A 23,094-nucleotide genomic window follows, 5' to 3' on the forward strand; every position below is an offset into this window, starting at 1 on the left:
CGTGAAACCTGCTGCTCGTCGCCGCGCCCGTGAGTGTGCTGTCCAGGCGCTTTACTCCTGGCAGTTGTCCAAAAACGACATCGCTGATGTCGAATACCAGTTCCTGGCGGAACAGGATGTGAAAGATGTAGACGTTCTGTATTTCCGCGAACTGCTGTCCGGAGTGGCGACTAACAGCGCGTATCTCGACGGCCTGATGAAGCCGTATCTTTCTCGTCTGCTGGACGAGCTGGGTCAGGTGGAAAAAGCGGTGCTGCGTATCGCACTGTTTGAGCTGTCAAAGCGTAGCGATGTACCGTACAAAGTTGCGATTAACGAAGCCATCGAACTGGCGAAAACCTTTGGCGCTGAAGATAGCCATAAGTTTGTCAACGGCGTGCTGGACAAAGCTGCCCCGGTAATTCGTCCCAACAAAAAGTAAATTCCAGGGCCGGTTTTTGCAGAGTCTCACTTCTGCAAACCGGCCTTATTCTTTTCTTTTTCTGAGGCATAACGTATGGCATGCGGCGAATTCTCCCTGATTGCCCGTTATTTTGATCGCGTAAAAAGCGCACGTCTTGATGTTGAAACCGGCATTGGCGACGACTGCGCGCTCCTGAACATCCCCGAGAAAAAAACGCTGGCAATCAGCACCGACACCCTGGTGGCGGGAAACCATTTTTTACCCGATATCGACCCTGCCGACCTCGCCTATAAAGCGCTGGCGGTCAACCTGAGCGACCTGGCGGCAATGGGCGCTGAACCGGCGTGGCTAACCCTGGCCCTGACCCTGCCGGAAGCGGACGAAGCCTGGCTTGAGGCCTTTAGCGACAGCCTGTTCGTGCAGCTTAATTATTACGATATGCAGCTCATTGGCGGCGATACCACGCGCGGACCGCTGTCGATGACGCTGGGTATTCACGGCTATGTGCCGACGGGACGCGCTTTGAAGCGCTCCGGGGCAAAGCATGGCGACTGGATTTACGTCACCGGCACGCCGGGAGACAGCGCCGCGGGTCTGGCGATTTTGCAGGATCGGCTGCAGGTTGAAGATGACGCCGACGCGGATTATCTCCTGGCGCGCCATCTGCGTCCGCTGCCGCGGGTTCTGCAGGGGCAGGCGCTGCGCGATTTGGCGAACGCCGCCATCGATCTCTCCGACGGCCTGATTTCTGACCTGGGGCATATTCTCAAGGCCAGCGGCTGCGGCGCGCGCGTCGATCTTGATGCGATGCCGTTCTCGGATGCGATGCTGCGCCAGGTTGAGCCTGAGCAGGCGCTGCGCTGGGCGCTCTCCGGCGGTGAAGATTACGAGCTGTGCTTTACCGTACCTGAACTCAATCGCGGGGCGCTGGACGTGGCCCTTGCCAACCTCGGCGCGCGTTTTACCTGCATTGGGCAGATCCTGCCGGAATCGGAAGGTCTGCAGTTCATACGCGAAGGTAAGCCCGTCACGTTCGATTTTAAGGGATACGATCATTTTGGCGCGTAGTAGAGATGTGGCGAAAAGCCGCCTGAAGATGAGCAACCCCTGGCATCTGCTGGCAACGGGATTTGGCAGCGGCCTTAGCCCCGTGGTTCCCGGCACTATGGGATCGCTGGCGTCGATCCCCTTCTGGTATTTGCTGACCTTACTCCCCTGGCAGCTCTATTCGCTGGCGGTGATGATGAGCATCTGCATTGGCGTCTATATTTGCCACCGTACGGCGAAAGATATGGGTACCCACGATCATGGCAGCATTGTCTGGGATGAGTTTGTCGGGATGTGGATCACCCTGATGGCTCTACCGACGATGGACTGGCAGTGGGTCGCCGCTGGATTTGTGATTTTCCGCCTCTTTGATATGTGGAAGCCGTGGCCCATCCGCTGGTTCGACCGCAATATCCACGGCGGGATGGGGATCATGGTGGACGATATTGTCGCCGGGGTGATTTCCGCCGGGGTGCTGTACGTGATTGGCCACCACTGGCCGATTGGTCTTTTCTAAACCCGGTCCGGCGCGGCTGGCCTGGCGCCTCTGGGAAATCGAGCTGGCAGGCTTTTCCCGGAGGCGGTGGTGAACTCGTCGTCAGCAGATGCTGGTGAACCTGTAGCCCGGCTAAGCGCAGCGCGAGCCGGGAATCGGCAGGGAACCGCGCGTTACTTGAACCCCACAATCGGGTGCGGTTTATACGGCGTCTCCAGCTTTTCAATCTGATCCGGCGTCAGCGTTAAATCGACCGCATGCAGCAGCTCATCCAGCTGCTCCTGCCTTGAGGCGCCGATAATCGGCGCGGCCACGCCCGGCTTGCTCAATAGCCAGGCCAGCGCCACCTGCGCGCGGTTGGCGTCAAGCTCTTCCGCGACTTCGGCCAGGTTTGTCGCGATCAGTTCATCATTCTCATCAGTGGCATTGTAAAGCGCCTTACCGACTTCATCGGATACCAGACGGGCGGTGGTTTCCCCCCACGGACGGGTCAGGCGACCGCGCGCCAGCGGACTCCACGGCATCACCGCGACGCCTTCACGGCTGCACAGTGGCAGCATTTCGTTTTCTTCTTCACGATAAATCAGATTGTAGTGATCCTGCATGGTGACGAAGCGGGCCCAGTTATTCTGCCGCTGTAGCGCTAACGCCTGGGCAAACTGACGGGCATGCATTGAGGATGCGCCGATATAGCGGGCTTTACCCGCCTTGACGACGTCGTTTAGCGCTTCGAGAGTTTCTTCAATGGGCGTGGTGTAATCCCAGCGATGGATTTGCAGCAAATCGACATACTCCATGCCGAGGCGGCGCAGGCTGTCGTCAATGGAGCGCAGGATCTGCGCGCGCGACAGTCCCTGCGGCAGATCGCCCACCTGATGGTAAACCTTGGTGGCGACGATCACGGAATCGCGACGAGCATACTCACGCAGCGCGCGCCCGAGGATCTCTTCGCTGCTGCCGTCAGAGTAGTTATTCGAGGTGTCGAAGAAGTTAATGCCGCCCTCGAGGGCGTATTTTATCAGCGGGCGGCTGCTCTCTTCCGGTAAGGTCCATGCATGGTTACCGCGGTCCGGTTCGCCAAAGGTCATACAGCCGAGGCAGAGTCGGGAAACGCGGAGATCGGTATCGCCAAGAGGGATATAGTGCATAGTGCGCTCCTGCTACGGGTAAAGGGTATCCTTTAAGCATAGCAGGAGCGGTGGCGGCAATTATGCCAGCCAGGCGTGGATTTTGGCTTCTATTCCGGCGGCGTCCAGGCCGAGGTCGGCGTGCGCTTCTTCCTGGGTTCCCTGCGGGATAAAGAAATCAGGCAGGCCGAGATTGAGCACAGGAATCGCGCGGCGGCGGGACATCAGCAGCTCATTCACGCCGCTGCCCGCACCGCCCATAATGGCATTCTCTTCCAGGGTGACCAGCACTTCGTGTTCTGCGGCCAGCTGTAGCACCAGCGCTTCATCCAGCGGTTTGGCAAAGCGCATATCCACCAGGGTGGCGTTAAGCTTTTCCGCGACTTTTGCCGCCTGCGGCAGCAGCGTGCCGAAGTTCAGAATCGCGATTTTTTCACCTTCGCGTTTCACTACGCCTTTACCGATAGGCAGCGAGGCCAGCGGTTCAAAGGCCGCGCCGGTACCGGAGCCGCGCGGATAGCGCACCGCGCTCGGGCCGTCGTTGTAGTGATAACCGGTATACAGCATCTGGCGGCACTCGTTCTCATCGCTGGGGGTCATGATGACCATGTCAGGAATGCAGCGCAGGAAGGAGATATCAAACGCGCCCTGATGGGTTTGCCCATCGGCGCCGACGATACCCGCACGGTCGATAGCGAACAGCACCGGCAGCTTCTGGATGGCGACATCGTGAATCACCTGATCGTAGGCGCGCTGCAGGAAGGTGGAGTAGATCGCCACCACCGGCTTATAGCCGCCGATCGCCAGGCCGGCGGCAAAGGTCACCGCGTGCTGCTCGGCAATGGCCACGTCGAAATACTGGTCGGGGTATTTTTTCGAGAACTCGACCATCCCGGAACCTTCGCGCATCGCTGGCGTGACGGCCATCAGCTTGTCATCTTTCGCGGCGGTTTCGCACAGCCAGTCGCCAAAGATTTTCGAGTAAGAGGGCAGGCCGCCGCTGCTTTTCGGCAGCACGCCGCTGGTGTGATCGAATTTTGGCACCGCGTGGAAGGTGATCGGGTCTTTTTCGGCGGGCTCATAGCCGCGGCCTTTTTTGGTCATAATATGCAGGAACTGCGGCCCTTTCAGGTCGCGCATATTCTTCAGCGTATTTACCAGACCGATAACATCATGACCGTCCACCGGCCCAATGTAGTTAAAGCCCAGCTCTTCAAACAGGGTCCCCGGAACCACCATCCCTTTGATATGTTCCTCGGTGCGTTTGAGCAGCTCTTTAATCGGCGGCACGCCAGAGAAGACCTTTTTGCCGCCTTCGCGCAGCGTGGAGTAGAGTTTGCCGGAGAGCAGCTGCGCCAGATGATTGTTTAGCGCACCGACGTTCTCGGAGATCGACATTTCGTTGTCGTTGAGCACCACCAGCAGATCGGGTTTGATATCGCCAGCGTGGTTCATCGCTTCAAACGCCATGCCGGCGGTTATCGCCCCGTCGCCGATTACGCAAACCGCGCGGCGCTGCTTATCCTCTTTGGCTGCGGCGATAGCTATGCCGATTCCGGCAGAGATGGAGGTCGACGAGTGGCCGACGCTCAGGACGTCATACTCGCTTTCTCCGCGCCACGGGAAGGGGTGCAGCCCGCCTTTCTGGCGGATGGTGCCAATCCGATCGCGGCGTCCGGTCAGAATTTTATGCGGGTAAGCCTGGTGGCCGACGTCCCAGATCAGGCGATCGAAAGGCGTGTTGTAGACGTAATGCAGCGCCACGGTTAGTTCTACCGTACCGAGCCCGGAGGCAAAGTGTCCGCTGGAGCGGCTGACGCTGTCCAGCAGATAACGCCGCAGTTCGTCGCACAGTTTCGGCAGGCTATCTTTCGGCAACAAACGCAACTCCTGGGTGGAATCCACCAGCGCCAGGGTCGGGTATTTGGCAATATCAAAACTCATCAGAGACTCATTTATTGTTTATTTATCACGCTGAATTATGTAATTCGCGAGCGCTTCCAGTGCCGTGGTATCCAGAGATTGCGCGGCCAGCTCAGTTAACGACCGGCGGGCGTCGGTAATCAGGTCAAAGGCCTTTTTCCGGGCTTGCTCGAGTCCCAAAAGGGCGGGGTAGGTACTTTTGCCCAGCTGCTGGTCGGCTCCCTGACGTTTGCCAAGTGTGGCAGTATCCCCTACCACGTCGAGAATGTCATCCTGGACCTGGAAGGCGAGACCGATGTTCTCGGCGTATCGATCGAGAGCGGGTAGCGCCCTGCGTCCGGCTTCACCTGCGCTCAGCGCGCCCATTCGTACCGCGGCGCGAATCAACGCGCCGGTCTTATGGCGGTGAATTCGCTCCAGCGACGTCAGATCAACCTGATGGCCTTCCGCTTCCAGATCCAGCGCCTGACCGCCGCACATACCCGCGATGCCGCTGGCCTGGGCCAGCTCAGAAATCATCGCCAGGCGATCGCGATCCGGCACTTCCGGCATCGGCGCATCACTCAGTATAGAAAACGCCAGCGTTTGTAGGGCGTCTCCGGCAAGAATTGCGTTCGCTTCGCCGAATTTTATATGGCAGGTCGGCTGGCCGCGGCGTAAATCGTCATCGTCCATCGCCGGGAGATCATCGTGCATCAGCGAATAGGCATGGATGCATTCGACGGCGGCGGCAGGGGCATCCAGCGTAGCGCGGCTAACGCCAAACATATCGCCGGTCGCGTAAACCAGGAACGGGCGCAGGCGTTTGCCGCCTAATAGTGCGCCATACTGCATGGCTTCGACCAGCGGAGTGTTCTGAAAGGGCTGCGGAGCGATAAAACGGCGCAGCGCTTCGTTAGCCTGCTCGACGCACGCCTGTAGCTGTTGCGGGAAGTCCATTTATTCAGCGTCCGGCGTAAAAGGGGTAAGCGGCGCGTCTTCGCTATCCGCCAGCAGAATTTGTACGCGCTGTTCGGCCTGCTGCAGCTTTGCCTGCCCCTGGCGCGCCAGCTGGATCCCGCGCTCGAATTCGCCGAGCGCTTCTTCTAACGGCAGCGAGCCGCTTTCCAGACGATTAACAATTTGCTCCAGCTCGCCCAGGGCGGTTTCAAAGCTGGCCGGGGCCTCATTTTTCTTTGGCATAGTGAATATAGACTCTTGTAATGTCTCGATGGCTATCAATATGGTAACGAAGTCGCGCGGTTAATCAAATAACGCGCAATGCCAGGTGAAAAGCGTCCAATAGTGGTATACTCCGCGCCCTGGATGCAGACGCCAGTCGCGCCTGTACAACTTTTTATGCTTAAAGCCCCGTCGGGCTTGCCAACGAATAGTGTCGCCATGAAGTTTATCATTAAATTGTTCCCGGAAATCACCATCAAAAGCCAATCTGTGCGATTGCGCTTCATTAAAATTTTAACCGGGAACATTCGTAACGTTCTCAAAAACTATGATGAGACGCTTGCCGTCGTTCGTCACTGGGATCATATCGAGGTCCGGGCGAAGGATGAAAACCAGCGTCCGGCTATTCGCGATGCCCTGACCCGTATCCCCGGTATCCACCATATTCTGGAAGTCGAAGACGTTCCTTATACCTCTCTGCACGATATTTTCGAGCAGACGCTGCCGCTGTGGCGTGACGCGCTGGAAGGTAAAACGTTCTGCGTGCGCGTTAAGCGTCGCGGTAAGCATGAGTTTACCTCAATCGAAGTGGAGCGCTACGTCGGCGGCGGTTTGAACCAGCATATTGAAACGGCGCGAGTGAAGCTGACCGATCCCGATGTGACGGTTAACCTCGAGATCGAAAACGATCGCCTGCTGCTGGTTAAAGGGCGCTACGAAGGTATCGGCGGTTTCCCGATCGGCACCCAGGAAGACGTGCTGTCGCTCATTTCCGGCGGTTTCGACTCCGGCGTTTCCAGCTATATGCTGATGCGCCGCGGCTGCCGCGTGCATTACTGCTTCTTTAACCTCGGCGGCGCGGCCCATGAAATCGGCGTGCGTCAGGTCGCGCACTATCTGTGGAACCGCTTCGGCAGCTCACACCGCGTGCGCTTCGTGGCGATTAACTTCGAGCCGGTGGTGGGTGAGATCCTGGAGAAAGTCGACGACGGTCAGATGGGCGTGGTGCTCAAGCGCATGATGGTGCGCGCGGCGTCAAAAGTCGCCGAGCGCTACGGCGTCCAGGCGCTGGTCACCGGCGAGGCGTTAGGCCAGGTTTCCAGCCAGACGCTGACCAACCTGCGCCTGATCGACAACGTCTCGGATACGCTGATTCTGCGTCCGCTGATTTCGCACGATAAAGAGCACATTATTGACCTCGCGCGTGAAATCGGCACTGAAGATTTTGCCCGCACCATGCCGGAATACTGCGGCGTTATCTCGAAGAGCCCCACCGTGAAAGCGGTGAAGGCGAAGATCGAGGCGGAAGAAGAGCACTTCGATTTCAGCATCCTCGAGAAAGTGGTGGCGGAAGCGAGCAACATTGATATCCGCGATATCGCTCAGCAGACCGAGCAGGATGTAGTGGAAGTGGAAACCGTCAGCGGTTTTGGCCCTGACGACGCGATCCTCGATATCCGCTCTATCGACGAGCAGGACGATAAGCCGCTGAAGGTGGAAGGCGTGGACGTGGTTTCTCTGCCGTTCTATAAGCTGAGCACCAAATTTGGCGATCTCGACCAGAGTAAAACCTGGCTGCTGTGGTGCGAGCGTGGGGTGATGAGCCGCCTGCAGGCGCTGTATCTGCGCGAGCAGGGCTTTGAAAACGTGAAGGTATATCGCCCCTAGTTCTGCAGGAGCAAGGCGCAATCATGAAAACGGCAACCCTGGGTTGCCGTTTTGCGTTTATTCGTAGTAGTTATAAATTCCTGCCGCCATCACCAGCTGTGAAGCGACTTCGTGCGCTTTTTCGCGTCCAACCAGCAGGTCGATCATCTTCAAGGCGAAATCAATTGAGGTTCCCGGCCCCTGGCTGGTGAGCAGCTTAACGCGAGCGTCCCAGACGACGCGCTTATCCTGCCACTGCTCGGCGGGGATGCGTTCTTTCAGCGCCGGAAAGCCGGTCATATTGCCGATGGGGAAAAGGTTGTGCGGCACCAGCACGGTCGGCGCCGCGGCGCAAATCGCCGCAACGATGCGCCCGGAAAGATGGAATTGACGTACTGTTTCAACCAGCAGCGGGCTGTCGCGAAAGCACTCCGCACCCTTAATGCCGCCGGGCAGAACAAGGATATCGAAGTCGCCATCGGCCACTTCGACCAGCGGCGCATCGGCCAGTAGCTTAACGCCGCGCGAGCAGACAATGGTCAGGCTGCCATCGCTGGCAACGCTGGCGGTCGTGACCTTTACTCCTCCGCGAACGAGTAAATCAATGGTGGTGACCGCTTCGGTCTCTTCGCTACCAGGGGCGAGGCAAATCAGTGCCGACGCGCTCATATTCATTCTCCTTACGCTTTACCAGTTCAAACAGGCGGGTATTCTCAGGTACGGCGATACCGTGGGCTCGGGCGCGTTTTAACAGATAACCGGTGATATAGTCGATTTCCGTATGGCGCTGGGCGAGAATATCCTGCAGCATGGAGGAGGTATTTTCTGCCGTACTTTCAATAACCTGATGTACATAGAATAACAGGTTTTCCGGCGAGGTATGCATCCCCTCGCGATCCATCACCGCCGCAACTTCATAACAAATCGCGGCGACCTCCTGCGGGTATTCGCGTAAATCGCCGTTCTGACAGTTTTTTAACGCCGTCAGCGGGTTAATCACACAGTTTACCGCCAGCTTGCTCCAGGTCGCGGGGTAGATATTGTTATGCCAGGCGACGTCGGGCAGCACGCTCTGCAGTACATCAGCGAGATAGCTATAATCCTCAGGGTAGGCTTTCGCTGGGCCAATATGGCTGGTGCCGTTGGCGACGTGGACGATTACGTTGCCGTCGCGGCGGGCCGCCTGCGTTGTCGAAGCCAGAAGCAGCGGCTGTTTGAGGCTCTTAAGCTCGTCAACGGTACCCATACCGTTGTGCATGAGCAGAACAGGTACTGACGACGGCAGGATGGCGCTCAGGTTTTTTACCGCGTTAGAGACCTGCCAGGCTTTGAGGGTGACCAGCAGCAGGTCGCTGCTGGCGAGAAAATCAGGATCGTTAGCGGTAAACGATTCATTAAACACGCTGCCGTCGGTTTCAATCACATTGACGCTACAGAATGGCTGTGGGACGCGTAACCAGCCCTGGACTTCATGTCCGTGTTTGTACAGCGCAGTTAGCCATAACTGTCCCAGTGCACCGCATCCGAGTACGGTTACTTTCATTATTCCTCCTCACCTGTGAGTGCTGCATCAGGTGCTCATGGCTAAAGTATAGCGTTATCAGTTATCCTTTCGGGATAACAAGTTGAGTTATGTCGCGTTGCGGGTATTATGCAACGCAAAAGAAACTGAAGGAGAGGAAAAGATGCCATCTTTCGATATTGTCTCTGAAGTCGATCTTCAGGAAGTTCGAAACGCCGTAGAGAACGCGACCCGCGAAGTTGAATCGCGTTTTGATTTCCGTAACGTCGAAGCGAGCTTTGAGCTGAACGAAAAAAACGAGACCATCAAGGTCCTCAGCGAGTCTGATTTCCAGATTAACCAGCTGTTGGATATTCTGCGCGCCAAGCTGCTGAAACGCGGAATTGAGGGCAGTTCTATCGAAGTGCCGGACGAGTTCGTGCACAGCGGTAAAACCTGGTTTGTCGATGCGAAGCTGAAGCAGGGCATTGAGAGCGCGACGCAGAAAAAAATCGTCAAGCTGATTAAAGACAGCAAGCTGAAAGTACAGGCGCAGATCCAGGGCGAAGAGATTCGCGTTACCGGTAAATCTCGCGACGACCTGCAGGCGGTTATGGCGCTGGTGCGCGGCGGTGATTTAGGCCAGCCGTTCCAGTTCAAAAACTTCCGCGATTAAAAGAGTCCCGTCTGTCGGCCGGGCACGGCGTTAGCCGCCGCCCGGCAGGACACAAAGCTCCGCTCAGAACCGTTTTTGCCTGCCTGAACAAAGGTGCTCGTTTTTATATCCCTTTGATTGCCTGCTCAATTTCAAAGCGGTTAGTGATCTTGCTGTCGATTTTGATATACACCGAACGCTCTTCGCTAATCACCAGCACCTCTTTGACGCCCTCTTTAGCCCGTAAGCGCGCTTCGAGCATTTTGTCCGCGGCGATATCCTCCGGGATCTCGACCCGCAGGCTGCTAACGTACGGCGGCTCGCTCATGGTGCTGGCCACCAGCAGCCACAGCATCGCCAGCAGGGCGCCGAGCAGGAAGACGGTTTGCGAATCAAAAAAGCCATCCACCCAGCCGCCGAGCGCTCCGCCGATGGCCACGCCAAGGAACTGGCTGGTGGAGTAAATGCCCATCGCGGTGCCTTTATATCCGGCCGGTGATTCTTTGCTGATCAACGACGGCAGCAGCGCTTCCAACAGGTTAAACGCGAGGAAAAATAGCTGAACGCCGGCGACCAGCTCCCAGAAATAGCCTCCGGCACCCCAGAGTACGATTTCAGCAATCAGCAGGATGGCGACGCACAGCAGAAAGACGCGCTTCATTTTGCGCTTCACTTCGGCGTAGATAATAAACGGCACCACCGCGACAAATGAGACCAGCATGGTGACCAGATAGATTTTCCAGTGCTCGGCGGCGGGGAAACCGGCGGCCTCAAGCTGGCCCGGCAGGGCGACAAACGTGGACATCAGCATGATATGCAGGCACATAATGCCGAAATTGAGCTTCAGGAGTTTTGGCTCGGCAAGAACTTTGCTGAAGCAGCCTTTCACCATACCGGACTCGCGGTTCAGCACGTGATTCTGGCTGTTCGGCACCACCCATAGCGTCAGCAGGATGCCGAGCGTCGCCAGGACAGCAATCATCCAGAACAGGGCGTGCAGGCCGAGCTGGTGGGTAACGACAGGCCCGAGAACCATAGCAATAGCAAAGGTGACGCCAAAGCTGACGCCGATAAACGCCATGGCTTTAGTGCGGTTTTGCTCGCGGGTTAAATCGGAAAGCAGCGCCATGACCGCGGCGGCAATCGCCCCGGAACCCTGCAGCGCGCGGCCAAGAATAATGCCCCAGATAGAGTCAGAAAGCGCGGCGATAACGCTGCCGAGAACGAAGATTAACAGGCCGCCGACGATCAGCGGCTTACGGCCAATGCGGTCAGAAAGCAGCCCTAAAGGTATCTGGAATAGCGCCTGGGCCAGCCCGTAAATACCAATTGCCAGTCCGATAAGGGCTTCGCTTGCGCCCTGTAACGCCATGCCGTAAGTGGTCAGAACCGGCAGGACCATAAACATGCCGAGCATGCGCAAAGAGAATACGGTCCCCAAACCCCAGGTCGCACGCAGTTCGCCTGGCGTCATTTTATTATCGTTCATTACCACCTCAATATAAAAACTGCGCATAGTGTAGTGGGGGGAAACAGAAGCGTAAATAAATGTTTGTTTAACAGATATTACGACTGTGTTGCATGATGAGGTGAGTACGGTAGAAAGAAAAAACCAGTGGAGGGGCCTCCACTGGTGTTCAGCGGTTATTGGCAGTTAAAGTCAACCCACTGGCCGCCTGCGTCGGCGGATTTGACGCACTGCTCAACCCAGTAAACGCCGTGAAGACCGGCTTCGACGTCCGGATACCAGAAGGTCTCCAGGAACGCCTGGTCCCCGCGATCCATCGCGTCGATGGCGATAGCGTAGCGGCGATAGAGGTTGGCCCACGCCTCGAACAGCCCTTCAGGGTGACCGCCGCCAATGCGGTCGTCCGCCAGCGCCTGCTGGCTGAGATAGGGCATCCCGCGCTCGAGGACGCGGGCCGGTTCGCCCTGTACCTCATAGCTGAGCTGATTTGGACGCTCATCCCACCATTCGATGCTGGCTTTTTCGCCAATGACGCGGACTTTTTGCGAGTGCATCGCGCCGCTGTTGACCGCGCTGGTCCATAGTGAGCCAACGGCGCCGTTGTTATATTCCATCAGCACAAAGGCGTTATCTTCCAGCGGCGCGCGAGATTTGACGAAGCTTTGACGCGCGCACATCAGGCGGGTGATGTTCAGGTTCGGCACCATCGTCTCGGCAATAAATAGCGGATGGGTCGCCAGATCCCCCAGCACATAGCTAGGGCCGGCATATTTGGGCGTTACCCGCCAGCGGGTGGATTCAGCCTGCAGCTCAACGGCTTCATTATGAAAACCGTGGGCGAACTGCATATTAATAATGCGGATCTCGCCGAGCATCCCTTCCGCTATCATCTGTCGCGCCTGCTGGATCATCTGGTGCCCGGCATAGCCGTACGTGACGCCGATAATTTTATTCTGCTTTTTGCTTAGCGCCAGCAGCTCGCGCGCTTCGTCGGCGGTAAAGCACAGCGGTTTTTCGCAAATCACGTGCAGCCCGGCTTCAAGCGCCGCTTTAGTGATAGCGAAGTGAGTATTGTTCGGCGTCGTTACCGATACGGCTTCAATGCCGTCAGGGCGTTTGGCCTCCTCCGCGAACAGCGTTTGGTAATCGGCGTAGCAGCGTTCAGGAGCGATGCCGAGCTGCTCGCCGAATTGACGACCGCGCTCGGCATCGATATCAAGCGCGCCGGCGAGCAGAGTAAAGACGTTGTCGCGAAGCGCCGCACAGCGGTGGCTGTAGCCAATCTGGCTGGTGCCGCCGCCGCCGACCATGCCCCAGCGCAGGGAGCGGGATAAGGGTTTCATGCCGTTTAACATGATGGTGCACTCCTCAATGATAGAGATCCTACGGATTTCAGATGTTCTTCTGTGTACCCGCGCTCGCCGAGCGCGGGCCTGGTTCTAAGGTTTTACATCTCGCCACGGGCTTCGCGTTCTTTCAGGTCATGCATGATCTGCGGGTATTGCTTATCCAGGCGATAAAACAGCAGGGTGATAATGACCACGATCCACAGGAAGAAAGAGCCGTAGAGATAAACGTGGTTAATCATGTCGATAGCGCTTTGCGGCTGAACGCCGGATCCGCTGCTGGAGCTGACGTAACCCGCCATGCTCAGCAGGCCGGAGATAACCGCGGCGGCAATACCTGCGCCGAGTTTCGTCCCAACGGAACCGGCGGAGAAGATCATCCCTTCCTGTCTGACGCGCGTTTTCCACTGGCCGAATTCGACGGCATCGCCGCAGAAGCCGAACAGCACGGCGTTCAGCGGGGCGAAGCCAATACCGCGAATAATCGCGTTTGCCAGCGCCCAGTGGTAATCATCAGAGTTAAACATAAACAGCACCTGGCCGATGGTCGCCAGCACGATACCGCAGAGGGCAACGTTGCGTTTACCGTATTTGCGGATGGGCACGGAGCTCAGGAAGGTGAAAATAATAATGCAGGCGGTTTCGGCAACGAAAATGGAGCTATAGAAGGTATCGTCGCCGAGCACGTAGCGGCAGTAGTAAGGCAGCGCGATCCCTACCACGGTATAGTACACGCTTTGCGCGGTCCACAGGAGGGCGCTGGCCCAGAAGTACTGGTTACGAAAAAGCGCGGAAAGCTGGGTTTTTACCGGTACGTTTCCCTGTTTCTCTCGCGCTTTGATGACCACCTTCTCTTCACATTTATAAAAGCAAAACAGCAACAGCAGCAGCGCCAGAAAAGCCCAAATAGACATGGTTTTGATCCACGCGGCCTGATCGTCGCCAAAGTACTTCACCAGCGGCAAAGTGCAGGCAACGGCGAGAATACGACCAAAAGGCGACATCGACATTCGGGTGATGCTGAGCATATCCCTTTCCCAGGAGGCGCGGGTCATCATCGCAGAGAGGCTGCCGTAGGGGAGGTTGATGGCGGTATAGCACACGGTGGTGCAGAAGTTATAGGCGACCAGCAGATAGAGAAACTGCAGCGTGCCGGTGGTCTGCGGGACGGTGAACAGTAAAATTGCCGATACGGCGTAGGGCACGCTCATCCACAGCAGCCAGGGGCGTGATTTACCCCAGCGAGAGTTCGTGCGTTCCACCATCAGGCCCATGATGACATCGGAAACGCCGTCAAACAGACGTGAGATCAGCATCACCAGGCCAACGGTGGCGATGCTGATGCCGACATAGTCGGTATAAAACAGGGTTAAAACCGTGCCGATCATGCCGAACACGACGTTACAAGCGGTATCGCCGCCGCCGTAAGCGATTCGGGTAGCCCAGCTTAGCTTATCGCCGCGTGCTGCCGCGGGAGAGAGAAGAATCTGCTGTTCACTCATGGTCAATTCCTTTGTCTGGAAGGACAAGTCAGGACCTCTGCGCCAGTTCCACCGGCACGACCTTATCCTGAATATCAGCCAGAACATAAGGAAATATTTATTTCATTTCAATGTTTGTTTGGAATTTAATTTCTGTATATGCGAGGCGGATCGAAAAACCGTAAAAATTGAGCCGTAAATTTTTTGGTTACAGCTATCAAGCCATTCTGATTGATAAGGTTATTAAGTGTTTTTCTGGGCGACGTTTGATTTGTTTCTTGTATGTATTTAATGATTTTGCACTGTGGTTTTGTGAAGTGAATCGATACTGCATGGCATTTTTCTTTTTCATTATTCATTTAAATGAAATTAATTTTTCTTTTTTGGGCAGGCGTGTTTTTGAAACACGCCTGCCTTAGCGTCAACGTTTAAAATGTACTTCTGACGGGCGCGGTTGACGCGGTGGCCCTTGCCGACGGGACAGCCGCGAAAATACCTTTGGCCGCCAGCCCGGCGACGGTTATCGCGGCGGGAATGCCAAGGATCAGGAAAACGCTTTCGAAGCTGATATTCAGCGCCAGCATCTCCGCCCCGGCAAAGGCGCTCAGGATCGCGCCCATGCGGCCAACGCCGTGCATCCAGCTGGAGCCGGTAGCCCGTGCTTCGGTAGGATAGTAGCGGGCGGAGAGCGCGTTCATGCCGGTATTGGCGCCGTTTAAGCAGGCTCCGCTGATAAACGCCAGCAGGCAGATGAGCGCAAAGCTTGCCGCGGCATAGCCCATCGCCATCGTAAACAGGCCGCCAACCGCGTAAATCAGCCCGAGCGCCCGATGTGGGTTGATCCGGTCCATTAGCCAGCCCGCAAACAGCGAGCCAAGGGTTCCCCCAGCCTGGTACATTGCGGTCATTACCGCCGCCTGGCCGACCGTTAAGCCCACCTCTTTTACCAGCGTCGGTAGCCAGCTGCCGAGGAGGTAAACCAAAAAAAGCCCCATAAAGTAAACCAGCCAGAGCATCATCGAACCGAAGCGATACTGGCGGGAGAGAACGATGCGCATGGCATTTGCCTGGACGGGCTGGGCCGGGAGGCTGAACTCGGCCTCATCGGGGATTTGTCCCGGATAGAGGCGTTGCATAATCCGCCGAATACGTTCGGCAGGCGCGCGCTTAACGACCAGAAAACGCACCGATTCCGGTAACAGCCAGATCAGGACCGGAGCGAACAGCAGCGGGAGGATCCCGCCAAGCAGCATCAGCGAGTGCCAGCCAAACTGCGGGATTAGCCAGGATGCGGAGAAACCGCCCGCCGCCGCGCCAAAGGTGAAGCCGCAAAAAATAATCGTAATCAGGAACGAGCGCTGGCGCTCCGGCGCATACTCTGACACCAGGGTGCCGATATTCGGCATGGCGGCGCCTAATCCCAGCCCGGTCAGGAAGCGGAAAACCATCATCTGCTCAATATTTTGTGAAAGGGCGGTGGCGATGGTCCAGAAGCCGAAGAAGAAGACGCTATTAATGATAATTTTTTTCCGTCCCAGCCAGTCGGCGAGCGGCCCGGAGAAAATGGCCCCCAGCGCCAGGCCTATCAGCGCGGCGCTGATGACAAAACCGAGTTGGTGATTGCTTACTCCCCATTCCTGCTTCAGCGTCGGGGCGATAAATCCCATGATGGCGATATCAAAGCCGTCCAGCGCGATAACGCAGAAGCCTAAAAACACCACCAGCTTCTGAAAGCGGCTTAGCGGATTGGCGTTGATTAACTCCCTGACGTCCAGGCGTTGAGTCTGTGTCATGGGACTCTCCTTATGCGCAAGGGCGCAGGTAGGACTGCGCGGCGTTAAACAGCAGCTGAGCGCGAGCGAGCGGCGGCAGCGCACCCCGATCGCCGCTTAGCGGGACCTCGATGGATACCGGCAGCGTGGCCGGAAGCGCCGCCATCAGACCGTGCAGGTCGAGTCCGCCTTCGCCGGGGACCTGGCGCGCGGCGCGGGCCTGGTAAATCAGCTCCTGCTCGTCAGCGGGGGGTTGCGGTGAGGCATCGCAAAGCTGCATATAGTTGAGGCAATTTTGCGGTAGCGCCGCGATCGTGGACAGGGATTCGCCGGCCCGCCAGAAGTGAATAGCGTCAATCAAAATACCGATATCGCTGCGGCCGCTGGCGGTGATGAGCGCCCGGGCTTCGGCAATGGTGCGCAGGTGGGTCCAGGGCATGGGCTCCAGGTTCATGGTTAATCCATGCTCCTGGCCGGCTTCGGCAAGCCGGGCGAGATTTCCCGCGCTGCGCGCGCGGTTATCATCGTTTCCTGCCACTAAAACCTGCTTTGCGCCAAGGCGCGCGGCGGTAGTAAGAAAAAGCTGCAAACGAGCGTCCACTGAAAAATCGGGCGTCAGGCGGACGATCTCAACGTCCGAAACGCGAACGCCGGTTTCCATCAGCGCCGCCAGGGTATCGCGTACGGCGGCGGTGTCGCCGAGCATGTCGTAATCCGGATCTGACGGGGTTGCGGGAAGCAGGCGCAGACCAACGTGGGTGAATCCGGTCTGGGCCGCAATGCGTACCTGTTCCGGCGGCGGAACGTCGAGGAGGGTAAGCGCGGCGAGTGAGAGGGTTCGCATGTTCATAAAGGACTCCAGTACAGTTGCAGGTGATTGTTGTTATGCGTATTGCCGTCCCTGGTGGAATGCTTTTACTGCGTTGTTTTATTGAGATTTTCTGCCAGGTTTTTTCCGACCAGATAGCCAAAAGTCATGGCCGGACCCAGCGTGATACCGCCGCTGGGATAGAATCCCCGCATCACGCTCGACATATCGTTGCCGATGGCGAAAAGCCCCTGGATCGGCTGCCGCTGCGCGTTGAGAACACGGGCATTTTCATCGGTGATTAGTCCACTGAAGGAACCCAGCGAGCCGGGCAATATACGTACCGCATAAAAAGGCCCATGGCTGAGTTTCCCGAGCGTGGGGTGGGGCGAGCGGCTGGCGTCACCCTGCGCGCGGTTATAGGCCGAGGCGCCGCGCTGAAAATCCTTATCCTCTCCCTGGTCTACAAAGCCGTTAAACCGGGCGATCGTTTCCGTTAGCTGCTGCGGATTGATGGCGCATGTTTTCGCCAGCGCTTCCGGCGTCTCACCGACGTACAGATAGCCGGTCCGTCGCCAGGCCTCGGGGGTAAACGGGAAGGGGCGAGCATGGCCCAATCCGTAGCGCCGCAGCGCACGGCCGTCGGCAATTAGCCACGCCTGCGGCGTTTCGTCCGGCGGCGTCGCGTCCAGCAGCGCGGCAATAAAATCATGATAAGAGTCGGCTTCATTGGTGAAGCGTTTACCGTTGGGCAACACGGCAATAAAGCCGGGCTTGGCGCGCTCAACCAGATGCGGGAACGGCAGCTGCAGTCCGCTGGCGAGGGTAACGCGCGACACCGGCGCCCAGGCCATGGCGTGCCTGAGTGAGGTATCAAACTGGCCGCCGACCGTTTCGCCGAGCCGAATGCCATCCCCCTGATTGCCCGGGGGCGCGGCGGAGAAGTGGCCGTAGCCGCTGGCGGCGTGCGGCACATTTTCGGCCAGACGCTGCCTGTCGTGAGGAAAGCCTCCGCAGGCGAGGATCACCGCGCCGGCGCGAACCTCCAGCGCGCCGCCGTCGCTGCGTAATATCGCGCCTGCAACGCCGTTGTTGTCGGCAAGCAGACGTTCTACCGGCGCGTTAAGCTGAAAATTAACCCCCGCATCCAGCGCCGAACGCAGCAGGCGAGCGACCAGCGCGTTGCCGTTAACCAGATGCTGTCCGCGACCGGCGCGCAGCCGCTGCCAGCCGTGACGCAGCAGGCGGCGGGTCGCATACAGCGCCGAGCCCGGTGAGCGGGTCGCGTTGAAAAAGTGCGCCATGTCCGTGCCGCCGGCAATGCCCATACCCGCAAGGCTGATGGTCTCCAGCGGAGGCCGCAGGCGATGCAGCCAGTCGCCCAGCAGCCGTCCGTCAAAAGGCTGCGCCGTGACCGAGCGGCCGCCCAGCGCAGCGCCCGGTGAAGCGTGAAAATCGGGCATTTTGCTGCCGGAAAGAAACTGCACGGCGGTACGGCGGCGGAAAAAGTCGATCATCTCCGGTCCGTACTGTAAGAAGGCAAGCAGACGCGCATCGGCAGGCTCACCGTCCATTTCATGGCGTAAATAAGCGAGCGGCGCGCCGGGCTCTTCTTCAATCCCTTCTTCACGAGCCAGCGGGTTACGCGGGATCCACAGCCAGCCGCCGGACCAGGCGCTGGTGCCGCCAATGACCGACTCTTTCTCCGCAACCAGTACGCTGGCGCCGCCGAGCGCGGCGGTGACGGCGGCAGAGAGCCCCGCCGCGCCGGAGCCGACGACCAGAACATCCACGTTCATCTGCCCGCTCATGACCCTCTCCTTATTGCAGTGGTGAAAAATCAGTGGGGCGCAGAAGCACCGACTCCAGGCGCTCGACGGCGGCCAGCTCGCGGTTTTTGCGCGAGAACGTCAGCCAGCGTTCGTCCTGCGTCATGCGCGCCCGACGCGCCAGGCGATCGTCCAGACTTTCATAGGCCCAGATATGCACCACCTGATTGACCACGCCAATTTCGGTAAAGAAGAAGCCGATGAGCTTACCGAGGTGCTCGGTTTGCACGGCGTAAGCATCGCTTTTGTACAGCGCCAGCCAGTCGGCCATTTTCAGCGGATTGATGGTGTAGGTGCGTTTTTCATAGATCATGATTTTCTCCTGTTTATAGTGCGTGTTGTTGCGCCATATGGCTGGCTGAGAGATAGCCGAAGGTGAGCGCCGGACCGAGCGTAATACCTGGGCCGGGGTAGGTTCCGGCCATCATCGAATCCATATCATTACCCACGGCATAGAGGCCTTTGATCGGCTCACCGTGCTGGTTAATGACCTGAGCATCGGCGGTAGTGACCAGGCCGCGCGAGGTACCGAGATCGCCGGTATAGAGGGTGACGGCATAAAACGGCGCGCGGGTCAGCGGAGCGTTACAGGCGTTTGGCCGGTGGCCGGGGTCGCCCATCGCGCGGTTATAGCTGTTGCCGCCTTTGGTGAACGCCGGATCGAGGCCCTGAGCGGCATCGCGGTTGTAGCGTGCCACCGTGTCAGCGAGCGTCTGCGGATCCAGGCCGAGCCGCTGCGCCAGTTCAGGCAGCGTATCGGCCTTATGCAGATAGCCCGCTTTCACCAGCGCGTCGTTATTGACCGGGGCAGGGCGCGCCAGGCCGAGGCCGTAGCGCTTCATGGCCAGGGCGTCGCAAATCAGAAAGCAGGGCGCATTTTCTGCCCGGCTTTGCATGGCGCTGGCGAAGTGGTGATAAGAGTTAGATTCGTTCACGAAGCGCACCGCGCGCTGGTTGACGGCAATCACCCCGGGTTTGGCGCGATCGGTGACCAGGTGAGGGAAGCGCTCTTGCGTGCCGTCGGGATGCTGTAAAACCGAGACCGGCGCCCAGAAAAAGTTAGACGGCAGGTCAGCCCCTTCCCGGGCATTGACCGCGGCGGCAAGGCGCAGCGCGGCGCCGTCGTTGGCGGCGGGGGACATGGTGTAGTGCTCGCGGGTCTGGGGGCGATAGCGTTCAGCCAGCCTACCTGCGGCAAAACCACCCGCTGCCAGTACCACCCCGCAGCGGGCTTCAAGAGCCTGCTTTTGACCCTCGCGCTCAATTACTACACCGGTCACCTCGCCATTGCGTTCGCTCAGCGAAAGCACGTTGACGTTGAGCCTGAGCTGCATACCTTTGCGAAAGGCGAGCGTCGCCATGCGGGCGATCAGCGCGTTGCCCATCGCCAGGCGGGTACCGCGAGGGTACCGCAGGCGATCGCGACCGAAGCGCAGCAGCAGTCTGCAGCAGTGCGCGAACGAGCGCGGGGAGCGGCGCATATCGAGAAAGTGCTGGATATCAACCCGGTTAACCATCATCCCGCCAAACAACAGCATTCCCGGTGGGGGAGAGCGGAGGTCGCGAAAATGCGCACCCAGTTCCCGTCCGTCAAACTCCACCACCTCCAGCGCCCGCCCGACATCGACGGCGCCGGGCTCATCCGGGTAATAATCCGGAGAGAGCGGGCGCAGGCTATATTTCACCGCGCCCTCTTTTTCAAGAAACGCCAGCGCCTCACGCCCTGAAGCGATAAAGGCATCCACCAGATCCTGACGATAATGAGGCTCACCGATAATCGTCCGCAGATAGGTTTCGATAGCCTGCGGGCTGCCGCCCACGGCCATTTTCCGCGCCTGATCGCTATCGTGGATCCACACCGCGCCGCCGGAAATGGCGGAGGTGCCGCCAAACTGCGGGGCTTTTTCCAGCATCAGTACCGACAGTCCCTTACAGCTGGCGGTCACCGCCGCGGCAAAGCCTGCGGCGCCGCTGCCGATAACGATGACATCCCAGCCTTTCATGCCGCCGCTCCTTGTTCCAGCGCAATGGCGCCGATGAATTGCCCCATCAGTTTCATCTGCGCCAGCGCCATCTCCGGCCCGGTCTGGATCGCGCAGCCGCGATCCCGGGCGAAGGCGAGGAGCGGGGTGATGATCGGGGCGGTCACCACGTCAGCGACATGCGTGGATAGCGGAAGGGTTTCCAGCAGCGTCTGCGGCAGCGGCAACGGCTCGAAACCGGCCATTCCCGCCGGGGAACCATTCACCAGCAAATCCAGGCCGGCAAGCGTAGCGGGCAGGTCGACGAGATGAACGTGCGGAAAATGGGTGGCCAGCCGGTTATGCAGCAGCTGAAGGGGGGCGGGATTCTGATCATAAAGGGCCAGCTGGCGGATACCCGCTTCGCAAAGCCCCCACGCGATAGCGCTGCCCACACCGCCGCAGCCGGAGAGCAGCCCCTTTTTACCGGCGGCGCTAAAGCCGTGCGCCTCTGCGGCAAGCTGAAAACCGACGCCGTCTAGCATATCGCCCTGTAAACGGCCATCGGCCAGCTTACGGATGACGTTAATGGCATTGAGGTGCTGAGCTCGCGGGGTTAACTCGTCGACCAGGGCGGCGGCCCGCTGTTTGTGCGGAACGGTGACCAGGACGCCGCTCATGTTGTGCCAGCCGCGCAGGGCCTGCAGAAAGTCAGCAACGGCTTCGGGGGCGATATCAACCGGGATCATCACGCTGTCCAACTGCTGGTCAGCAAAGAAGCGGTTGAAATTCTCCGGCGACTTAACCTGGGTAATCGGGTGGCCGATGACGGCGACGACCTGAGTGAATCCACTGACCATTTCAAACCTCATTTTGTTAAATGAATGTTGTGAAAGTATTTCAGCGGAAGCTGAGAGCGACAACGCAGAATTCGGCCATACTGGTTGTTAATCGCACTACCACTGCGATAATCGCGCTAAACTGATTGTATTGTTGCGAAAGTGTGAACAAGTATGCAAAACCAGATTCATACCCGCGATCTGATCGTCGGCCTGCAAAAAGGGCTGGCGCTGATCCAGCTATTTTCAAAAGAGTTCCCCCGGCTCACCGTGCCGCAGGCGGCGAAAATGAGCGGCCTGACGCAAAGCGCCGCGCGGCGCTTTTTCCTTACCCTGCTGCACGAGCGCTATCTGCAAACCGACGGACGTCATTACTGGCTAACGCCTAAAGCGTTAAGGCTGGGGCAGGCGTATGTCGATTCGGCGCAGTTCCCACGCATGGTACGACCGATCGTGGAGTACATCGCCAGTCGGACGGAAGAGCACGCTTCGGTCGGCGTGATAGATGATGACGAGCTGGTGTATATCGCCCGCAGTAAACACACGCCGTTTAACTCGACTTCAGTGCGTCTGGGGGAGAGAGTGCCGATTTACTGTACCGCCGGAGGGCGACTATGGCTGGCTTCCTTAGTGGAAACCGAGTGTGAAACCGTTTTGCAGCGGATCCGCCGCGAGCAGCGTACGCCCTATACGGTGACGGACGTGGCGGCGTTAATGGAAAAGATCGCTCAGGTTCGTCGCCAGGGATACGCCGCGATTGAGCAGGAGTTTGAAATTGGCATGCTGGTCCTGGCCGTGCCGCTGTCAGATCGGGAAGGGCTTTACTGGGGAGCGCTGAGTTTAACCAGCCATCAGTCAAGAACCTCGATTGAGGCACTATGCCGCGATCATCTGGATTTGCTCTATAGCGCTCAGGCGATGCTGGTGGGTTAAAACCAAAGGCGCAGACGATTCACTCATCCTCGTGCCGAGAGAGCTTACGGTAGGCAAAAAAAAGGGCAGGAAGAATCCTGCCCTGAGAATGACGAACCGATATTAGGCGGTGATGCTGTTAGTGAAAGTGTTCCACTCGCCCGACAGGTCGTGCACAGAATTGCTCCAGTTTTCGTTGCTTGAGGCAACGAAATCCTGCCACGTAGATGTGCCGCTCAGGTAATCACCGAACGCAATGGTATCGTTAACGATGGCATTGGCGATGGTAGCACCTGCGGAGGTAATAAAATCGCTCAGATGGCTTGCTGTATTATTAATAATGCTGGAAATGCTGTTAGCAATGCTGCCGAACACATTAAAACCACCAGAAATAGATTCCATTTCGCCAATAGTTAATTCTTTCATTGGTATTCCTTGTTAAGTTTGATTAATTTTTATTAGTGGGTCTCTTACCCACGGAAGAAATACTAACACTCTTAAATTATGTTAATCCAGAGTATTAATATGTGAAATATTCAATTTCATACAAATTTAATAAAATGAAGTTTTCTTCAGAGATAACGGCGTAAGCCATGAGTATGAATTTTTTATTCGGCACATCTGGCTTTAATGTGAAATTGCATGAGGGCCTTATAAAGAAAAACGCGCTGAAAGTGGTTGCAGGCGGAAATAAGACGGACAGCTTTTTTTTCATTGA

The 23,094-nt window shown here is 57.7% G+C and carries 22 protein-coding genes; 6 read left to right on the forward strand and 16 right to left on the reverse strand.

The window, feature by feature from the left end:
- Window position 1 precedes the first annotated feature (1 nt).
- From nusB to pgpA, 3 genes are all read left to right on the forward strand, one after another.
- Window positions 2-421, forward strand: a complete 420-nt coding sequence (gene nusB, locus ABLU88_RS13185) for a transcription antitermination factor NusB (protein ID WP_004099457.1) — start codon at window positions 2-4, stop codon at window positions 419-421.
- A gap of 75 nt (window positions 422-496) precedes the next feature.
- Window positions 497-1,471 (forward strand): thiamine-phosphate kinase, encoded by a 975-nt coding sequence (gene thiL, locus ABLU88_RS13190; RefSeq protein WP_047724315.1) that lies wholly within the window; start codon window positions 497-499, stop codon window positions 1,469-1,471.
- Window positions 1,461-1,967 carry a phosphatidylglycerophosphatase A gene (gene pgpA / locus ABLU88_RS13195; protein ID WP_004133926.1) on the forward strand — a complete coding sequence of 169 codons (507 nt, stop codon included), beginning with the start codon at window positions 1,461-1,463 and terminating at the stop codon, window positions 1,965-1,967. Before thiL ends, pgpA begins: the two co-directional genes overlap by 11 nt.
- 152 nt (window positions 1,968-2,119) lie before the next feature.
- Here the strand turns inward: pgpA and ABLU88_RS13200 are convergent, their stop codons facing one another.
- From ABLU88_RS13200 to xseB, 4 genes are read right to left on the reverse strand one after another with little or no spacing between them, the layout of a single operon-like run.
- Entirely contained in the window at window positions 2,120-3,094 is a 975-nt protein-coding gene (locus ABLU88_RS13200; RefSeq protein ID WP_014228165.1) for an aldo/keto reductase, read from the reverse strand.
- 60 nt (window positions 3,095-3,154) lie between these two features.
- Window positions 3,155-5,017 (reverse strand): 1-deoxy-D-xylulose-5-phosphate synthase, encoded by a 1,863-nt coding sequence (dxs, locus tag ABLU88_RS13205; protein WP_025107179.1) that lies wholly within the window; start codon window positions 5,015-5,017, stop codon window positions 3,155-3,157.
- An 18-nt stretch (window positions 5,018-5,035) separates the two neighbouring features.
- On the reverse strand, window positions 5,036-5,935 hold the full coding sequence (gene ispA / locus ABLU88_RS13210; RefSeq protein WP_004848218.1) for a (2E,6E)-farnesyl diphosphate synthase: 900 nt from the start codon (window positions 5,933-5,935) through the stop codon (window positions 5,036-5,038).
- Window positions 5,936-6,178: an exodeoxyribonuclease VII small subunit gene (xseB, locus tag ABLU88_RS13215; RefSeq protein ID WP_004099468.1), complete on the reverse strand. Its 243-nt coding sequence runs from the start codon at window positions 6,176-6,178 to the stop codon at window positions 5,936-5,938.
- A 198-nt stretch (window positions 6,179-6,376) separates the two neighbouring features.
- Here xseB and thiI point away from each other — a divergent pair, with 198 nt between their 5' ends.
- Window positions 6,377-7,825, forward strand: a complete 1,449-nt coding sequence (gene thiI / locus ABLU88_RS13220) for a tRNA uracil 4-sulfurtransferase ThiI (RefSeq protein ID WP_014228166.1) — start codon at window positions 6,377-6,379, stop codon at window positions 7,823-7,825.
- Between the two features lie 57 nt (window positions 7,826-7,882).
- On the opposite strand, the gene yajL is transcribed toward thiI, so the two are convergent.
- Both yajL and panE read right to left on the reverse strand, forming a co-directional pair.
- A complete protein-coding gene (yajL, locus tag ABLU88_RS13225) occupies window positions 7,883-8,473 on the reverse strand; it encodes a protein deglycase YajL (RefSeq protein ID WP_004848222.1) in 591 nt (196 codons plus the stop codon).
- The gene (gene panE, locus ABLU88_RS13230; protein WP_004848223.1) at window positions 8,436-9,347 is read right to left on the reverse strand and encodes a 2-dehydropantoate 2-reductase; all 912 of its coding nucleotides are present in this window, start codon (window positions 9,345-9,347) and stop codon (window positions 8,436-8,438) included. Before panE ends, yajL begins: the two co-directional genes overlap by 38 nt.
- A gap of 142 nt (window positions 9,348-9,489) precedes the next feature.
- Between panE and ABLU88_RS13235 the strand changes: the two genes are divergently transcribed.
- Window positions 9,490-9,981, forward strand: coding sequence for a YajQ family cyclic di-GMP-binding protein (locus ABLU88_RS13235; RefSeq protein ID WP_004129715.1), 492 nt, complete (start codon window positions 9,490-9,492; stop codon window positions 9,979-9,981).
- A 103-nt stretch (window positions 9,982-10,084) separates the two neighbouring features.
- Here ABLU88_RS13235 and ABLU88_RS13240 read toward each other — a convergent pair whose 3' ends face one another.
- The 9 genes from ABLU88_RS13240 to ABLU88_RS13280 all read right to left on the reverse strand — a co-directional run bounded on the left by ABLU88_RS13240 (window position 10,085) and on the right by ABLU88_RS13280 (window position 21,485).
- Entirely contained in the window at window positions 10,085-11,449 is a 1,365-nt protein-coding gene (locus ABLU88_RS13240) for an MFS transporter (RefSeq protein WP_341353852.1), read from the reverse strand.
- Between the two features lie 155 nt (window positions 11,450-11,604).
- Window positions 11,605-12,783 carry a Gfo/Idh/MocA family oxidoreductase gene (locus ABLU88_RS13245; RefSeq protein ID WP_047724313.1) on the reverse strand — a complete coding sequence of 393 codons (1,179 nt, stop codon included), beginning with the start codon at window positions 12,781-12,783 and terminating at the stop codon, window positions 11,605-11,607.
- Window positions 12,784-12,875: 92 nt separating this feature from the next.
- The gene (locus ABLU88_RS13250; RefSeq protein ID WP_064377631.1) at window positions 12,876-14,276 is read right to left on the reverse strand and encodes an MFS transporter; all 1,401 of its coding nucleotides are present in this window, start codon (window positions 14,274-14,276) and stop codon (window positions 12,876-12,878) included.
- 407 nt (window positions 14,277-14,683) lie between these two features.
- Window positions 14,684-16,048 (reverse strand): aromatic acid/H+ symport family MFS transporter, encoded by a 1,365-nt coding sequence (locus ABLU88_RS13255; protein WP_128696768.1) that lies wholly within the window; start codon window positions 16,046-16,048, stop codon window positions 14,684-14,686.
- Window positions 16,049-16,058: 10 nt separating this feature from the next.
- On the reverse strand, window positions 16,059-16,877 hold the full coding sequence (locus tag ABLU88_RS13260) for a TIM barrel protein (protein WP_025107174.1): 819 nt from the start codon (window positions 16,875-16,877) through the stop codon (window positions 16,059-16,061).
- Between the two features lie 65 nt (window positions 16,878-16,942).
- A complete protein-coding gene (locus tag ABLU88_RS13265; RefSeq protein ID WP_103814802.1) occupies window positions 16,943-18,646 on the reverse strand; it encodes an FAD-dependent oxidoreductase in 1,704 nt (567 codons plus the stop codon).
- A gap of 10 nt (window positions 18,647-18,656) precedes the next feature.
- On the reverse strand, window positions 18,657-18,977 hold the full coding sequence (locus ABLU88_RS13270) for an NIPSNAP family protein (RefSeq protein ID WP_014228174.1): 321 nt from the start codon (window positions 18,975-18,977) through the stop codon (window positions 18,657-18,659).
- A 13-nt stretch (window positions 18,978-18,990) separates the two neighbouring features.
- A complete protein-coding gene (locus tag ABLU88_RS13275; protein WP_119834563.1) occupies window positions 18,991-20,667 on the reverse strand; it encodes an FAD-dependent oxidoreductase in 1,677 nt (558 codons plus the stop codon).
- On the reverse strand, window positions 20,664-21,485 hold the full coding sequence (locus ABLU88_RS13280) for a shikimate dehydrogenase (protein ID WP_348836703.1): 822 nt from the start codon (window positions 21,483-21,485) through the stop codon (window positions 20,664-20,666). The genes ABLU88_RS13275 and ABLU88_RS13280 overlap by 4 nt, the downstream gene beginning before the upstream one ends.
- 153 nt (window positions 21,486-21,638) lie before the next feature.
- Between ABLU88_RS13280 and ABLU88_RS13285 the strand changes: the two genes are divergently transcribed.
- The gene (locus ABLU88_RS13285) at window positions 21,639-22,397 is read left to right on the forward strand and encodes an IclR family transcriptional regulator C-terminal domain-containing protein (protein WP_348836705.1); all 759 of its coding nucleotides are present in this window, start codon (window positions 21,639-21,641) and stop codon (window positions 22,395-22,397) included.
- 102 nt (window positions 22,398-22,499) lie between these two features.
- Here the strand turns inward: ABLU88_RS13285 and ABLU88_RS13290 are convergent, their stop codons facing one another.
- Complete coding sequence (locus tag ABLU88_RS13290) at window positions 22,500-22,802, reverse strand: hypothetical protein (RefSeq protein ID WP_048261420.1); 303 nt, start codon at window positions 22,800-22,802, stop codon at window positions 22,500-22,502.
- Between the last annotated feature and the right edge of the window lie 292 nt (window positions 22,803-23,094).

The sequence above is a fragment of the Klebsiella sp. GW_Kp182 genome (assembly GCF_040062275.1).
GTDB lineage: Bacteria > Pseudomonadota > Gammaproteobacteria > Enterobacterales > Enterobacteriaceae > Klebsiella > Klebsiella michiganensis.

What these genes read in the sequence shown, in the direction of transcription:
- thiL (WP_047724315.1), top strand. Translation starts at nt 497, where the DNA reads ATGGCATGCGGCGAATTCTCCCTGATTGCCCGTTATTTTGATCGCGTA.
- ABLU88_RS13200 (WP_014228165.1), bottom strand. Translation starts at nt 3,094, where the DNA reads ATGCACTATATCCCTCTTGGCGATACCGATCTCCGCGTTTCCCGACTC.
- dxs (WP_025107179.1), bottom strand. Translation starts at nt 5,017, where the DNA reads ATGAGTTTTGATATTGCCAAATACCCGACCCTGGCGCTGGTGGATTCC.
- ispA (WP_004848218.1), bottom strand. Translation starts at nt 5,935, where the DNA reads ATGGACTTCCCGCAACAGCTACAGGCGTGCGTCGAGCAGGCTAACGAA.
- xseB (WP_004099468.1), bottom strand. Translation starts at nt 6,178, where the DNA reads ATGCCAAAGAAAAATGAGGCCCCGGCCAGCTTTGAAACCGCCCTGGGC.
- thiI (WP_014228166.1), top strand. Translation starts at nt 6,377, where the DNA reads ATGAAGTTTATCATTAAATTGTTCCCGGAAATCACCATCAAAAGCCAA.
- yajL (WP_004848222.1), bottom strand. Translation starts at nt 8,473, where the DNA reads ATGAGCGCGTCGGCACTGATTTGCCTCGCCCCTGGTAGCGAAGAGACC.
- panE (WP_004848223.1), bottom strand. Translation starts at nt 9,347, where the DNA reads ATGAAAGTAACCGTACTCGGATGCGGTGCACTGGGACAGTTATGGCTA.
- ABLU88_RS13235 (WP_004129715.1), top strand. Translation starts at nt 9,490, where the DNA reads ATGCCATCTTTCGATATTGTCTCTGAAGTCGATCTTCAGGAAGTTCGA.
- ABLU88_RS13240 (WP_341353852.1), bottom strand. Translation starts at nt 11,449, where the DNA reads ATGAACGATAATAAAATGACGCCAGGCGAACTGCGTGCGACCTGGGGT.
- ABLU88_RS13245 (WP_047724313.1), bottom strand. Translation starts at nt 12,783, where the DNA reads ATGTTAAACGGCATGAAACCCTTATCCCGCTCCCTGCGCTGGGGCATG.
- ABLU88_RS13250 (WP_064377631.1), bottom strand. Translation starts at nt 14,276, where the DNA reads ATGAGTGAACAGCAGATTCTTCTCTCTCCCGCGGCAGCACGCGGCGAT.
- ABLU88_RS13255 (WP_128696768.1), bottom strand. Translation starts at nt 16,048, where the DNA reads ATGACACAGACTCAACGCCTGGACGTCAGGGAGTTAATCAACGCCAAT.
- ABLU88_RS13260 (WP_025107174.1), bottom strand. Translation starts at nt 16,877, where the DNA reads ATGAACATGCGAACCCTCTCACTCGCCGCGCTTACCCTCCTCGACGTT.
- ABLU88_RS13265 (WP_103814802.1), bottom strand. Translation starts at nt 18,646, where the DNA reads ATGAGCGGGCAGATGAACGTGGATGTTCTGGTCGTCGGCTCCGGCGCG.
- ABLU88_RS13270 (WP_014228174.1), bottom strand. Translation starts at nt 18,977, where the DNA reads ATGATCTATGAAAAACGCACCTACACCATCAATCCGCTGAAAATGGCC.
- ABLU88_RS13275 (WP_119834563.1), bottom strand. Translation starts at nt 20,667, where the DNA reads ATGAAAGGCTGGGATGTCATCGTTATCGGCAGCGGCGCCGCAGGCTTT.
- ABLU88_RS13280 (WP_348836703.1), bottom strand. Translation starts at nt 21,485, where the DNA reads ATGGTCAGTGGATTCACTCAGGTCGTCGCCGTCATCGGCCACCCGATT.
- ABLU88_RS13285 (WP_348836705.1), top strand. Translation starts at nt 21,639, where the DNA reads ATGCAAAACCAGATTCATACCCGCGATCTGATCGTCGGCCTGCAAAAA.
- ABLU88_RS13290 (WP_048261420.1), bottom strand. Translation starts at nt 22,802, where the DNA reads ATGAAAGAATTAACTATTGGCGAAATGGAATCTATTTCTGGTGGTTTT.